The organism is Shewanella sp., from assembly GCF_048265805.1.
Taxonomy (GTDB): domain Bacteria; phylum Pseudomonadota; class Gammaproteobacteria; order Enterobacterales; family Shewanellaceae; genus Shewanella.
The window spans coordinates 112,751-127,473 of record NZ_JBLXAT010000001.1 but is presented as its reverse complement, the minus strand read 5'-3'; the positions used below and the strand labels follow the sequence as shown (position 1 = coordinate 127,473).

The 14,723-nt window shown below is 47.6% G+C and carries 10 protein-coding genes; 6 read left to right on the top strand and 4 right to left on the bottom strand.

From position 1 onward, the window contains the following. Window positions 1-113 precede the first annotated feature (113 nt). Both ettA and ACN0TT_RS00495 read right to left on the bottom strand, forming a co-directional pair. A complete protein-coding gene (gene ettA / locus ACN0TT_RS00500; protein WP_417760194.1) occupies window positions 114-1,781 on the bottom strand; it encodes an energy-dependent translational throttle protein EttA in 1,668 nt (555 codons plus the stop codon). Window positions 1,782-1,877: 96 nt separating this feature from the next. Further along, window positions 1,878-3,065 carry an MFS transporter gene (locus ACN0TT_RS00495; RefSeq protein ID WP_417760193.1) on the bottom strand — a complete coding sequence of 396 codons (1,188 nt, stop codon included), beginning with the start codon at window positions 3,063-3,065 and terminating at the stop codon, window positions 1,878-1,880. Window positions 3,066-3,272: 207 nt separating this feature from the next. Between ACN0TT_RS00495 and ACN0TT_RS00490 the strand changes: the two genes are divergently transcribed. Further along, window positions 3,273-4,733 carry a diguanylate cyclase domain-containing protein gene (locus tag ACN0TT_RS00490; RefSeq protein WP_417760192.1) on the top strand — a complete coding sequence of 487 codons (1,461 nt, stop codon included), beginning with the start codon at window positions 3,273-3,275 and terminating at the stop codon, window positions 4,731-4,733. A gap of 86 nt (window positions 4,734-4,819) precedes the next feature. On the opposite strand, the gene ACN0TT_RS00485 is transcribed toward ACN0TT_RS00490, so the two are convergent. Continuing rightward, window positions 4,820-6,709 carry a M61 family metallopeptidase gene (locus tag ACN0TT_RS00485; RefSeq protein WP_417760191.1) on the bottom strand — a complete coding sequence of 630 codons (1,890 nt, stop codon included), beginning with the start codon at window positions 6,707-6,709 and terminating at the stop codon, window positions 4,820-4,822. A 70-nt stretch (window positions 6,710-6,779) separates the two neighbouring features. Here ACN0TT_RS00485 and ACN0TT_RS00480 point away from each other — a divergent pair, with 70 nt between their 5' ends. Beyond that, window positions 6,780-7,037: a hypothetical protein gene (locus ACN0TT_RS00480; RefSeq protein WP_417760190.1), complete on the top strand. Its 258-nt coding sequence runs from the start codon at window positions 6,780-6,782 to the stop codon at window positions 7,035-7,037. Here the strand turns inward: ACN0TT_RS00480 and ACN0TT_RS00475 are convergent. Beyond that, a complete protein-coding gene (locus ACN0TT_RS00475; protein ID WP_417760189.1) occupies window positions 7,014-7,577 on the bottom strand; it encodes a cytochrome b in 564 nt (187 codons plus the stop codon). The two genes, ACN0TT_RS00480 and ACN0TT_RS00475, sit on opposite strands and share 24 nt — an antisense overlap. 355 nt (window positions 7,578-7,932) lie before the next feature. Between ACN0TT_RS00475 and ACN0TT_RS00470 the strand changes: the two genes are divergently transcribed. The 4 genes from ACN0TT_RS00470 to ACN0TT_RS00455 all read left to right on the top strand — a co-directional run bounded on the left by ACN0TT_RS00470 (window position 7,933) and on the right by ACN0TT_RS00455 (window position 13,904). Next, window positions 7,933-8,298 (top strand): hypothetical protein, encoded by a 366-nt coding sequence (locus tag ACN0TT_RS00470; protein WP_417760188.1) that lies wholly within the window; start codon window positions 7,933-7,935, stop codon window positions 8,296-8,298. Window positions 8,299-8,306: 8 nt separating this feature from the next. Continuing rightward, window positions 8,307-8,765 (top strand): YaiI/YqxD family protein, encoded by a 459-nt coding sequence (locus ACN0TT_RS00465; protein ID WP_417760187.1) that lies wholly within the window; start codon window positions 8,307-8,309, stop codon window positions 8,763-8,765. A gap of 235 nt (window positions 8,766-9,000) precedes the next feature. After that, window positions 9,001-11,247, top strand: a complete 2,247-nt coding sequence (locus ACN0TT_RS00460) for a DPP IV N-terminal domain-containing protein (protein ID WP_417760186.1) — start codon at window positions 9,001-9,003, stop codon at window positions 11,245-11,247. Between the two features lie 608 nt (window positions 11,248-11,855). Next, entirely contained in the window at window positions 11,856-13,904 is a 2,049-nt protein-coding gene (locus tag ACN0TT_RS00455) for a TonB-dependent receptor (protein WP_417760185.1), read from the top strand. Window positions 13,905-14,723: the final 819 nt, after the last annotated feature.

The following is a 14,723-nucleotide window of genomic DNA, read 5'->3' as shown; positions in this document are numbered from 1 at the left end:
AACTGCATTTATTTACATTTGTAGAAAAAGCTAGCAGTGGCGCGCCCTGCGCAGCGTCCAAGGTGTGTCAGCGGTAAAAAAACGGGAGCTTAGGCTCCCGCTGCATCAGTGCATTATTTCGACATACGTTTGTATTTCAAACGGTGCGGTTCAATCACATCGGCACCGTAATGTTCTTTCAACCACGTTGAGTATTCGGTGTAGTTACCTTCGTAGAAGTTCACTTTACCTTCATCACGGTAATCCAGAATGTGGGTACAGATACGGTCGAGAAACCAACGGTCGTGCGAGATCACCATAGCGCAGCCAGGGAATTCCACTAACGCTTCTTCCAGTGCCCGCAGGGTTTCTACGTCGAGGTCGTTGGTGGGTTCGTCAAGCAGCAACACGTTACCGCCAGATTGCAGTAATTTAGCCAAGTGCACGCGGTTACGTTCACCGCCTGACAAGCTGCCGATAATCTTTTGCTGATCGCCACCGCGGAAGTTAAAGCGGCCAACATAAGCGCGGCTTGGAATTTCGGTGCCATGAATACGGATGATATCCTGGCCGTCAGAGATCTCTTGCCATACGTTTTTTTTGTCGTCCATTTCGTCACGGAACTGATCAACCGAGGCGATTTGTACGGTATCACCGATTTCCACTTCACCGCTGTCAGGTTGCTCCGCACCAGTCAGCATGCGGAATAGGGTGGATTTACCCGCACCGTTGGGGCCGATAATCCCGACGATAGCGCCTTTCGGGATTGAGAAGCTCAAATCATCAATCAGTACACGGTCACCGTAGCTCTTGGTGAGGTTACGCACTTCAATCACCTTGTCACCCAAGCGTGGGCCAGGTGGAATGAACAGTTCGTTCGTCTCGTTACGGCGTTGGTAATCTTGGCTGCTCAGCTCTTCAAAACGCGCCATACGCGCTTTACCTTTTGACTGACGGCCTTTGCTGCCTTGGCGTACCCATTCCAACTCTTTCGCAATGGTTTTCTGGCGCGCGCTTTCGGTTGAAGCTTCGTGTTGCAGACGTTGGTCTTTCTGCTCCAGCCAAGACGAGTAGTTACCTTCCCACGGGATACCTTCCCCGCGGTCCAGTTCCAAAATCCAGCCTGCTGCGTTATCCAAGAAGTAACGGTCGTGGGTAATTGCCACTACGGTACCTGAATATTCATGCAGGAAGTTTTCCAGCCAAGCGACCGATTCGGCATCCAAGTGGTTGGTCGGTTCGTCGAGCAGCAGCATCTCTGGCTTTTCTAGCAGCAGACGACACAGTGCGACACGACGGCGTTCCCCCCCTGACAATACGCCAATTTTGGCATCCCATTCAGGCAGGCGCAGCGCATCGGCGGCGCGTTCCAAAATGTGGTCAAGGTTGTGGGCGTCAGTGGTTTGGATGATCGCTTCTAGCCTAGCTTGTTCAGCGGCCAGTGCGTCAAAGTCGGCATCAGGATCGGCATAGGCGGCGTATACTTCATCGAGACGAGTCAGTGCGCCTTTGGCTTCACCCACGGCTTCTTCAATCGCTTCGCGCACCGTTTGCTCAGGATCAAGCTGTGGCTCCTGTGGCAGATAACCGATTTTCAGCCCCGGCATTGGCCGTGCTTCACCTTCAATTTCGGTGTCGATACCCGCCATAATGCGCAATAAGGTGGATTTACCTGAGCCGTTTAGACCCAATACACCAATCTTGGCGCCAGGGAAAAAGCTCAATGAAATATCTTTCAAAATTTGCTTTTTAGGGGGAACGATTTTTCCCACCCGCAGCATGCTGTAGACAAATTGTGCCATAAACATTCCTATGTTTTTTCTGCTGGCGGCAGTTTACTAAATTGCGTGAGAGGCTGCCAACGACATCGGTCTAACTAAGATTAAAAGCCTTACTTACTATAAAGAACACGCGGAATTTCTTGCAGTGTCTTGAATGAATCTAGCAAAGGCGATAGTCATTATTGATAGGCAGATCAGCAGAAACACAATCGTTGCTGACATCAAACCAAAGTGAGCTGATACTTCGCCCAACATCATGATGGAGCAGGCCGCGACCGCATATCCACCAAAGAACAGGAATCCGCTCGATTTTTCCAGCGTACCAAGTGGTCGCCACAATTTAATCATGGTTAATCCCGCTAATTGCGACAAACTTTGACCACTGCCGATAAGCAGCGCTGACAGCATCATTAACACCAAACTGTGCAACGATTCAGCGGCAATAATAACGATGGCTCCCGCGTACGAAAGCAGCTGGCTGTAGATGACCATCCGTCGATAACTGAGTTTTTTCAATACAAATTGCACACAGACACCAAAGCCGAACAGCAAAAAAGGAATTGTGCCCGCTAGTGCGCGGCTGTCGTTGTCCATGAGACGCGAAATCATTGATGGACCTAACGATAGGAACAAGCCTGAAAGTGCAAACGGACCGGCAAACATGCCTGTCACCATTAACGCTTTGGCAAGGTTAACCGGTGCCGGTGGTTGGGTAGCGCTACTGGCAGCCACACCGTCACTGCTGGCCGTCACAATCAATAGTGAACATATCAACATTGCGCCGAAAAATAGACCGAAAATAATCAGCAAATGATGTGTCGATAAGTCAGCGGTAATACCTGAATATAGCGGGCCGACACCAAAACCAAGCACTGTGGCAACGGTGACTAACAGCGGCGTGTAGCTAACATTGAGGTAGTTGCCAATCCGCAGAATTTGCGCCACCCCCAAACTGGCAAAAATGCCGCTGGCAATACCGACGAACATGCGGGAAATAACCAACCACTCAATGATATTTGCGCTGGCAAAACCAATCGCCGCCAGCATTGCGCTGCCTAAACCCACTAATAATAATTTCTTAATCGTCTGCGGTTGCGTCGCTTTACGAAAAGTCAATAACGCGAAGATCACACCAATGTGATAGGCGATAAAAATGACGGAAATACCGACGTGAGAAAAGCCAATCTTGTGTTGCCACTCAGGATATAGCGGCACTGTCGCATTTGCGGTGGCAAAAACTAAAAACAATGAAATGGACTGGATGACAATGCCAAAGCGAGAAAATAATGTGTGTTGGGAAAACAACGAGGTACTCCGTACAACTCAGTAACGGTAGGAATAGGAGCCTATCATGGACTTGGGAATAGCTGTTGTAAATGCGCTTTTTACTGCTTAACCGTCTTAAATGATTTTGCTTAGCGTAAGAACTCAAAGCGAAATTTTGTGCTTTACTTCTCTAATCGCGATTTGAATAAGTTAGCCCGCTTATTCGCTCATTGTTGGAGAGGTTGAATGCCTGCAACAGAAAAATGGTTAGCGCAGAAACGGCTCAAAACTTTGCTGCTGTTTTGTGGCGTGTTGTTTGCGGTGTTTTTTGTGATGAGCTGGAGCAGCTATCAAGTGGCCACTTCAGCAGTCACTCATCAGATAGAGAAAAATTCGCTGCCATTGACCAGTGATAATGTCTATTCCCAGATCCAACGTGATTTAGTGACGCCGATCTTCATTGCTCGCTTAATGGCGCACGACACTTTTGTGCGTGATTGGGCATTGCAAACCACGCCAGCAGCAGAACCAATGCAACGTTATTTAACCGAGATTAATAAGCGTTTTGGTACCTTCTTGAGCTTCTTCGTGTTGGAAAAAGACAACCGCTACTTTCTGCCCGATCGTGTGCTCGATGTTACACAGTTGCCAGGTAATAAAGATTGGTATCAGCAAGTTAAACAGTTACCTGCAGAACAATATTATCGCGTTGATATTGGTCATGACCCAGACCATCCGGAGCGCACCGATATCTATATTGATCATCTGGTATATGACTACGATGGCAATCAAATTGGCATTACTGGTGTCGGTCTATCTGTCAATGAAGTGCGTAAGCTGATTACGCGCTATCAGCAGAAATATCAACGCACCATTTACTTTGTTGATGCTGAGGGCACCGTGGTGCTGCAAAGTCATGCGAGCCATCTGAGCTCCTTGGCACAGCGAGAAGGGATAAGTGAGATTTATCCAAAGCTATTTCAGCAAGAGAGCAACAGTTATCACTTCTATGATAGTGAAGGCAAAGTCTATTTACATATGCGTTTGGTTGAGGAGTTCGGTTGGTACATAGTGGTTGAAGAGCGCGAGAATAGCTCGCAAACGCGACTATTTTTGCAGTTTCTCATCAATATCGGTATCGCATTAGTGGTGACGGCGATTGTGTTACTGGTCAGTTTGCTCACTCAAAGTGGTTTTCAGCGTCGACTTGCACGCGCCGCCAGTTTTGATCCACTGACTGGCGCGAGTAATCGTCGCGCTGGAGAGGCGATATTTAGCACTATGCGTAAACATAGTCACTCGTTACCGATAGCGCTGATGCTGGTTGATATCGATCATTTTAAGCAGATTAACGATAGTCATGGGCATGAAGTGGGTGATCAAATGTTGATGCGATTGGTTGAGCACTGCCGTCGTCATGTGCGTGAGTCCGATATTATCTGCCGCTGGGGCGGGGAGGAGTTTGTGATGTTGTTTGCTCAATGCGAGCAAGTTAAAGCTAATGAATTAGCCGAACGTATCCGTCAAGGGGTTGAGCAACTGGCATTTAACCTTGACGGAAAACGATTGCAAATGACCATTAGTGCCGGATTAGTGATGGTGGGTGAACAAGGCAAACTTGCGCATTGGGTGAATCAAGCGGATGAAGCGTTATATCGTGCTAAGGAACAAGGACGTAATCGGGTCATCTGGCATGTGACCGAATGACTGATGAGATAAAAAATAAGCCCGCTTAATGCGGGCTTATTCAGTGGAAGCGCTGGTTCCTTTAGTTGCGCAATTGCGCTAACCGATTACAGTGGCTTCAATATCTGAGATAGATAGTCTGGCTGTTGTTCGATACGCACTAAATGCGGATATTTCAGCCCTTGGTGATAATCGATTTTGATGGTGCGGTATTGATCGAAATCTTTTACCAGCAACTCAATTGGTGCTTTGCTATCTTTCGCGTCAGTTACCGCATCTTGCAGCAGTTCCGCTTTGTAGCTTTCGCCGTTTACCGCGATCAGTGTCATGCTTGGTGATAACCCCGCATTGAATGCTTGGCTATCCCACAACACATCACTCAGTTCTCCTTTTTTGTTGGTGCTAAAACCCAACGAGTAGGTAAAGTCGACACGTTTATAACGGTCTTCCATCGCTTTAACTGCGGCAGATGGCGTGTCGTTGTACACCAGTTGCCAGCCTTGATCTTTCAGGGAATCAGAAAGATTCACATGGCCTTTCAAGCGGGCGTTGATAAAGGTTGCCCAGTCATACTGTTGCAGACCGTTCAACGTCGCGACCACATCATCAAAGGTATAGGTGTTGATATCCCACGCACCTGGGTGAACACCAAAGAAGGCTTTGGCAAAGTCGTTCACTGATACTTTGTTGTTGGTCAGATTACGCAGTTTGGCATCCACTGCGTACCAAATCAGCTGACCACCTTGATAGTAGTCTTCGCTCATTTGATAGTTGCGGAATGCCAACGGCGAACGTTGGGCGATGGTTGGATCGTTAGTGGTATCCAAAATAGTACGCCATTGCATGCCTGGGCGACCTTTATCATAGGTGGCCCCGAGCAGTGCCAACATGTCCATGGTGTTATCTTGGCTCATCAGGCCTGAGCGAGCAGAAACAATATAACCCCAGAATTGGGTCTGGCCTTCATAAACCCACAAGCCCATATCGCGTTTCACTTGGTTGTAGGTCGGCGTCCATAACTCAGCTGGGCGGCGATATTTACCATCCCACGAGTGGTTAAATTCGTGCGCCAGCAAGTCGCGGCCTAACCAAGATTTATCCCACTTAGTGAAGTAATCTTGCTTAGCACTGTTCTCGCTTGAACGGTGATGTTCCAAGCCGATGCCACCGAGTTTATCGGTCAGCGCCAGCAGGAAGTCATAGTGGTTGTAATGGTGCGCACCGTAGAGTTTGTACATCTGTTGCACTAACTCGCGGTGAGCTTTTAAGCCTTCATCGCTGATGTCGAGATCTTTCGCGCGGTCGGCAAACACGTTCAGGTGAACTGGCGTGTCCGCACCTGGGTTCAAATCTACGCGTTTGTAGTATTTACCAGCAAACATTGGGGAATCGACCAAGTTTTCAAAGTCGATGGTTTTAAAGCAGTAGCTGTTGCCTTTGCTGCTTTTGTTTTCCAACGCGGTGGCGTAATGCCAGTCTTTTGGCAAGGTAACGCAAGAATCTACCGGAATTTGGCGAGTGTAGTAACCAGCTGGGTAGAGCGCGACGGTGTTCCATTGCAGGTTGAGCATTTCTGGCGTCATCACCACGCGGCCTTGGCCACGATTTTGTGGCGACAGGAATTTGAAGCTCACGTCAACTTTGTTAGCGCCTTTTGGCACATCAATGTGGAACGCATTCACATTGCCCGCATCACGCTCCCAAGCGAGCACTTTGCCGTTAGCTTTAAATTCAAAACCAGCGACTTTATCAATCGGGCCAGTAGGCGAGTGGTGACCGGGGATCCATGATGGATACAGTAAGGTCATTTGTCCTGGTTTTGCCGGAATAACTTCAGTAATGTTGAAGATACGATGAGACAAATCGGTGGCATCAACATGCAGTTGAATATTGCCTTGATAGGGTTGATCAACTGGTGCAGGCACCTCGGCTTTGGCAGAAAACTGTATGCCAGCCAAAGCTGCGCCTACTGCCAGTGCGATAGCAGCATTTTTCACAGGGGCTCCTGATTTTTATTATCTAGTGGGCGTTCGTTGACGCCTCTATTTTTGATGCAAGGCATAGCACTTGCTGGTTAGTTTAGTGATTGCTGAAGCAATCTGTGTCGCGCAGACACAATACCGCTGTAGCCTATGGAATGAAAGCCGCGAACCGCCTGCAAGTGTTGCTGTTTGTTTCGATGCTTTGGCGGTGGATGAACATTTGCTACGCGTGGTTTTGCTGGTTGTTGTGCTGGTATTGGCGCTGTGGCGTAAACAAGAACGCCAGCTTGCGCTGGCGTTCTTTTGGTTTATCAAAGCATTAATCTTTGATTTTACCGGGTAGCATAGATTGCAGGCTTTTATCTTTGTCGATGAAGTAGTGCTTCAGCGCAAAGAACACGTGACCGACAATCACCACCAGCAAGCCATAAGTTAATACTTCATGGATGCTGGCAAACACAGGTTGCAGTTCTGGTGATTTATCTAACAGCGGTGGCAGCGTAAATAAGCCCGCTACTGGGATGGGGTAACCCGCTGCTGAACTAAATGCCCATCCTGAAATAGGGACTAATACCATCAGCAAATACAGCAAGTGGTGACCACCGTGCGCTGCTTTTTGCATAAATTTACTCATACCGACCAATTCTGGTGGGCGATGGGTGGCACGCCAGATGATACGCAGCACAATCAAAAAGATACTGACAGTAGCAATCTGTTTGTGCAGTGTGATCATTTCACCTTTGGCCGCATCATGAGCGGCATCAATACCGTAGCTCATAAATAATGCGGCATAAGCGCCAATCGCCATAGCGACCAGAATATCGATTGCCATCGTCCAGTGAAGCAACTTAGCAATACCCGTATAAGAACGTTGAGTTGTCATTGAATTACATCCTGTAACATTAAGTTGGCTGCATAATACCTTCGACTAAGCCGTAAAAAAACAGCATTAAATTGAAGTAATAGATGTATTTTTTCGATGATATCTGCATTGGTATACGAGAATTAGCACAGTGTATGCTAGTGCGTAACTCAGTTCAGCTTGGCTGAATCGTCGGCACCTTCCTACTACAATTCATCAGTTTAGCAGAGCCTTGGTAAGTAGCGATTTTCGGTGTTTGCTGTCGATGAACCCAGCTCTTGCTGTTGAGGCGTGACACACAACTCCTGCCAACAATAGGAATTCAGGGCAGATTAGGTCACAATATCCGCCGCCGTTTTTCTGAGTTGTATATTTCATGGATCATCTCAACGCATTATTTGTTTGGTATCCCTTTTTTGGGTTGCCCACCGCCATTGTTGGCTTGGCTATTTGGTGGCGTAATCAGCGCCGTGCTGAACTGTTTGTTTGGGATTGGGGCTTACTATTTGTGCCATTCCTGATCTGGGCTTTGATGTCTGCCGTTGATATGCGCGGTAAATCGTTGGCTAACTTAGTCGAACTCGCTTACATGAGTGGTTTTACTATGTTGGTGATGTTGCTGCGGGTGCGTTTTGCACTAAAGGTACCAGCCAAAGCGAATCTGTATAGTAAGCTGGCGTTGTTAGTTGCCTGTGTGTCAGCCGTATTACTGTGGGGCTTAGTGCCTCCATTAGCGGAGTAAATCAGTCGATGCATATTTGGGTAGATGCTGATGCGTGTCCGGTGGTGATTAAAGAAGTGCTGTTTCGCGCCGCCGAGCGCTGCCAAGTGATGGTGACGCTAGTGGCAAACCAGCCGCTACGTATTCCAAAATCAAAGTTCATCAGCACGCTGCAGGTGATGAAAGGCTTCGATGTGGCCGATAACGAAATTGTGGCGCGGGCGCGAGCGGGTGACTTAGTGATCACCAGTGATATTCCGTTGTCCGCCGATGTGCTGGCCAAAGGCGCGTTGGCACTGACACCGCGAGGCGAGCAATACACTGACGACAACATCAAATCTCGTCTGACGATGCGCGACTTTATGGATACCTTGCGTGCCAGTGGCATTGAATCGGGGGGGCCGCCAGCCTTGAGTCAGGCCGACCGCCAAGCATTCGCCAATAAACTCGACACGATTTTGGCGAAAGCTGCCCGTCAAAAAAGCTGAGCTTTACCGCTCGAATCTCGCAACTCACCTCCCATCTGTCATATTTCGAAACGGTTAAACTTTTGTATAAATTATGCGATTGTGAAAAGGTATAGCTATCCACCAGTAATGTGCTGTATTGCTCAGCCTTGCCCAAAATAACGACAGTGACACATTGATGAAATTATTCCAGCCTCTTGTTTTAACTTGTTGTATCAAAACACTCTTTTCGGTCGCTATTGCTGCAGCTTTTCCTGTGAAGGCGCTGGAGACTGATACATCGATATCCGCTGCGCAGTTGCAAGCCAGTGTTGATCTGCGTAAGAACTGGCAAGGGCTGACGCGCGATATTGCGTTTCCTGCACGTTGGGTGCCAGATTCCCATGAGTTCTACTACCGTAAAACTGTGCTCGGTGGTTTTGCATTTATTAAAGAGAATGCTGACAGCGGCGCTAAAGCTGCGGCGTTTGATCAAACTCTGGTCGCCAAGGGCATGACCAGCGCAACTGGTGAAGCGGTGACAGCATGGCAGTTGCCCTTTGATGACTTTTGGTATGAAGCGGATGGCATCGGCTTTTATCTACATTATGAGCCATGGCATTGCAGCTTAACTAACGCCAGCTGTGCGGCAGTGACGGATAACTCCCGCCCGATTGCGGATGGCGAAGTGCGTGACTTGCGGGTAGCGGCAGACAATCCGCTACGGCCATCACCCAACGGTAAGTTCAAGGCGCATATTCAAGCGCATAATGTCGAGCTGCTGGATAGCAACGGTCATCCACAACTGCTAAGCCAAGATGGCAGCGCCGTGCAGTTCTATGATGCACAAACGCTGCAATGGTCGCCGGATTCTCGCTATCTGCTGGCGTTAAAAGTCACTCCCGGCGAGGCGCGTTATGTCACGCGGGTGTTGTCGTCACCCGATGAGCAGTTGCAACCGAAAGTGATTAAGCAGCTCTACCCTAAACCCGGCGATGTGATTGATGTTGAGCAACCTGTGCTGTTTGATACAGAAACGGGCAAACAAACCTTCATCCCCCGCGATAGCTTTCCAAATGGTTACCTATTGGAAAATTTGCACTGGCGTCAAGACAGCCAAATCTTCGCCTTCACCTACACCGAGCGCGGCCATCAACGCAGTAAGTTAATTGAGGTCAATGTCAGCAGCGGTAAACCGCGGACAGTGGTGGATGAACAAACCGACACCTTTATCAATCAATGGGGCGGCAGCTATGCCCATGAAGTTAACGGCGTAGGTAGCGAGATTATTTGGTTATCGGAGCGTGATGGCTGGGCGCAGTTGTATCTGCTTGATGGTGCCAGTGGTCAAGTGAAAAATAAGATTACTGGCGGTGCATGGCCTGTGCGCGAGGTGGTGCATGTAGATGATGCTAAACGCAAAATCTGGTTTGCCGCCAGCGGTGTTAATCAAGGTGAAGATCCGTATTTTATCCACTACTACCGCATCAATTTTGACGGGACTGGTTTGACCGCTCTGACATCGGTCCCCGCCAATCATCATCTGAGTTTTTCTAGCGATATGCAGTATTTTGTCGATAGTTATTCGCGGGTCGACTTACCCAATGTGATGACGCTAAATCATGCGGATGGTCGGCCAGTGCGTACCGTCGCCAAAGGCGATATCAGCTTGTTGACTAAGGCAGGTTTTAAAGCGCCAGAGGTGTTTGTCGCTAAAGGACGCGATGCTAAAAGTGACATTTGGGGCATTATCGTCAAGCCGCAAAATTTTGACCCTAATAAGCGTTATCAAGTGATTGAGAATATCTACGCAGGGCCACACGATAGCTTTGTGCCAAAAGATTTTTGGCCGTTTGGTTATCACTCCGGCGGTGACAAAGTGATAGGGATGCAAGCGTTAGCTAACCTCGGGTTTATCGTGGTACAGATGGACGGCATGGGCACCAAAAATCGCTCCAAAGCATTTCACGATGTGGCGTGGAAAAATCTTGGTGATTCCGGTTTTCCCGATCGCATTTTGTGGCATAAGGCGGCTGCGAAAAAATACCCTTGGTATGACATCGATAAAGGCGTCGGCATCTACGGTGCATCAGCTGGTGGTCAAAGTACCTTGAGCGCGTTGCTGTTCCATCCTGACTTTTATACGGTTGGCGTGGCCTACGCGGGCTGTTATGACAACCGCATGGATAAAATGAGTTGGAACGAACAGTGGATGGGCTGGCCTGTGGATGACAGCTATTTACGTGCATCGGCAGTGGTCAACGCCAACAAACTACAAGGCAAGTTGCTGATTATCTTTGGCGAGCAAGACAGTAACGTTGATCCATCGTCTTCATTACAATTGGTCAATGCACTGATCAACGCCGATAAGGATTTTGATCTACTCGAAGTGCCCGGCGGTGAGCACAGTGTGGGGCGTTCCACTGGGCCGATTGATTATGTGCAGCGGCGCCAGTTTATGTTTTTTGTAGAGCAACTCCAGCAAGGTCATACGCCTAACGGGAATGCTGCTCTATCACCATAATTATTCACAAAAGTTGCTCGGCTGGTAAGGTGTATCAGCCGATAAAATGTATGTGACGGTATGACCGCAGATGAGAAGAGTGATTACCGCTGGACGGCGTTTTTTGGAACTGCATCAGCAATGCGCCTTTTGGTATCGGCGGTTATGGGCGAAATATCTGCTCGGAATAGAGCTTAGTTCTAGGCTCGAGATGACTTAGGGTGCGAGACACTCAGACACTCAGACACTCAGACACTCAGACACTCAGACACTCAGACACTCAGACACCGCGTTCGAAACTTGTGCCAAAGCGTCAGCGGCATCGATACGGCCCCCTTAGTTACGGTTTTAACGTAAAAAGTTGCCTGCAACAAAGGTAAATAATGACGTGTTTATCGATGTACGCGTGGGTGTGATCACAAATGAGAATCAAACTCATTTAACGGGTATTAATTAAAGATTAAACTAGTTCCAACCAAATTAGCCGCAGCGTAAGCGAAAACGTACTAAGCAACTAATTGATTTTAAAATAGATAAGCCTTTTCTTCATGGTGGTATTCAGCAGATTATTTATGCTGCTGTCTGGTTGGAGCAGGCTGACATAGACCGAAACAGATAGGTTAGAACTGATGATCAAACCCCAGCAACATAGAAAACTACCGCTTGCTATAGCGGTATCCGCCGCTTTTATCAGCCAATGTGCTTTAGCCGATGATGCAGTCCCTGCCAACGTGCAATCGATTGAAAAAATCGTGGTGATTGGTGAGAAAGCCCCTAAATCCCTTAAAGAAACCAGTTCCTCAGTGGCGGTTCTTTCAGAAGAGATACTGAACAGTACCGAGTATAAATCGGTGACTGAAGCCGTGTCTGAGATCCCTAACGTGGTCGCCGTTGCTGGTTCCTTACCCGATATCCGCGGTGTTAGCGGTAATGGGTCTGCTGGCGGCTTTAACTCTATCTCTGGTGGTGCTAAAGGGCGGGTATCCATTCTAGTTGATGGCGTCGCGCAGCCTTTTGTCGCCGATAATAGTGGCGATATGGGCTTGTGGGATATGGAGCAGATGGAGGTCTACCGTGGGCCGCAATCTACTAGCAATGGCCGTAACAGTATGGCGGGTGCGATCTACATTAAAACCAAAGATCCAACCAATGATTGGCATGGTGCTGCGCGAGTCGGGTATCGCAATGAAGACAGTTACGTAGATACCTCGGTGGCACTGTCAGGGCCGCTGGTGACCGATACCTTGTCATTCAGAGTCAGCGCGCAGCAACTCAACGGCAATACTATTACTGATGATAGCGGCTATCAAGGCAATCCTCCGGATTACGATCTGGATAAAGTGAAAGCAACACATGTTCGCACCAAGTTGAAATGGACGCCAACCGACAAATTGTCAATGCTGCTGAGCTACTCCGATAGCGATGAAAAGGGCGACGTTGGCCGTATCTTCTATAAAGCGGATGATCTGTCGGCATTTAACCGCATCTATTTTCGCGATATTAAAACGCGAGTAAAGACCACCAGTTTGCAAACCAATTATGAGTTTAATGATGATCTGCGCTTAGAAGTATTAGCCGCTTACATGGATTATCACTGGGGGTTTGATAGCTACGACGAAACTGAAGCAGAAAAGCAGGTGTTAGGCTTTGATGAAGATAATTACACCCTTGATGCTAAGTTGTCTTTCAACCAACGTGGCGATGCCGCCTTTGGTTTTGTCGGTCTAGATTATTTTAAACGTGAGCACGATGTTCTTAGTATCGGTTCAGCCGCTTATAACGGCGATGATTCCAGTGATTCCCTCGCGGCCTATGGCGAAGTGACCTTCACGCTGACTGATAAGTGGAGCCTGTTGACAGGGGCTCGTCTAGAGCGTGAGTCGCAGAGCCGCCACTTTATCTATGGCGCCATTGACGCCAATCTAGATAAAGATATCGACATCTTCCTGCCAAAACTGGAGTTGCAATATGCCATTACTGACGCAACTACCTTGGCATTGAGCGCCCGTAAGGGATACAACGCGGGGGGCGGCGCGCTCAACTTTACCGCGCAAGATTATTACTATTACGACGAAGAAGAAGTGATGACCTATGAGTTGAGTAGCCGTAGTGCATTGCTCGATGGCAATCTATTCTTGACGGCTAACCTGTTTTATAACGATTACGATGGCTTCCAGTCACTCAACGCTAGTCGCTATATCACCAACATGGATGATGTAGTGACCTATGGTGCGGAGCTAGGTATTAACGCCGATGTGACAGATGCGCTGCAAGTGAATGCCGGTATTGGTGTGCTGCATAGTGAAATTAAAGATGCTGGCGAGGATTATCAAAGCGCCAATGGTAATGAGCTAAATAATGCGCCATCTTTTACCGGGAATCTTGGCTTCACTTATTGGGTAACCAATGAATTTAGCGCTGGAGTTTCAGCTAACTATGTTGGCGAATACTATGGTGATTTTGCCAATACTGAAGGTAATAAAGCGGGCGACTATACCTTAGTACGTTTTCAAGCCAGTTATAAATCGGCTGACTGGCAAGTCACTGCATTTGTGAACAACGCCTTTGATGAACTCGCAGTATTGAGCCGTACGGCACCCGATGGACGTTATCCTACCGGATATGCTTCAGTGGCTGACCCAAGAAACATGGGAGTATCGGTGACCTATTCATTTTAACGAATAGCCGATGGCTTAATATTTAATTGGTAAGATGAATTGACCAGTAAATAATAACTCGCTGCGTCAACTTGATATCGTTAATAGCGATTAATAACTAAATCTAAATAGGCATCATCGTGGTGCCTATTTTTATTTGTGCGATTCGTTGTGACGTATAGAAGTGGAACTGTCTATTAGCGGTTTAACCATTAATAGTTTTTGTTAATTAAAAATGGATAGACTCTTCTGCTGGAGTGCTGTTGCCAAAAAATATGCTCCGAAAACGGTTAACTTTGACGCCGAATTTTACCTAACATTGAGTGGAGGGTATTTTCAATCGTACTCAGGTCAATATGTTGTTTTTTATATAGTAATTTTCTTTTTTCACCTGTCGTTTCTTTAGTGTCTATGCAATTATCGGTAAGGGGATAATTTTGATACTTTAGTCTAATGTTATTTTGAATATTGCCGTTTTGTGACTGCTTATCAATGTTAACCAATTGTTTTTAATTGGTAAAAAAAATAGATCGCAGAACTGTGATATAACAGACACTTCGATGTAACGTTATTTGATTATTAAATATTCATACAATACTATTCCTTCACAATAGACAGTGGTAGCAGATATCGGTACTGCTGTTGAGTCATATCTTTTGATATTGCTAGGTATTCACCGGAGTGAAAATCTAATACCTAATTACCGTGCGGGTGGGGACCCACAATGTAATCGGTATTATTAGTATCGTTAGATACAGCAGCGATGGGGCAGGCATCTTCTTTAGCGGCGGAACGGCAGGGGCTGGACTGGCTGAAGTTGACCAAAGGTGTACTGCCCCA

Excerpts from the sequence above, each read along its gene's own strand:
- ACN0TT_RS00465 (WP_417760187.1), top strand. The coding sequence starts at position 8,307 with ATGCATATTTGGGTAGATGCTGATGCGTGTCCGGTGGTGATTAAAGAA.
- ACN0TT_RS00490 (WP_417760192.1), top strand. The coding sequence starts at position 3,273 with ATGCCTGCAACAGAAAAATGGTTAGCGCAGAAACGGCTCAAAACTTTG.
- ettA (WP_417760194.1), bottom strand. The coding sequence starts at position 1,781 with ATGGCACAATTTGTCTACAGCATGCTGCGGGTGGGAAAAATCGTTCCC.
- ACN0TT_RS00470 (WP_417760188.1), top strand. The coding sequence starts at position 7,933 with ATGGATCATCTCAACGCATTATTTGTTTGGTATCCCTTTTTTGGGTTG.
- ACN0TT_RS00455 (WP_417760185.1), top strand. The coding sequence starts at position 11,856 with ATGATCAAACCCCAGCAACATAGAAAACTACCGCTTGCTATAGCGGTA.
- ACN0TT_RS00475 (WP_417760189.1), bottom strand. The coding sequence starts at position 7,577 with ATGACAACTCAACGTTCTTATACGGGTATTGCTAAGTTGCTTCACTGG.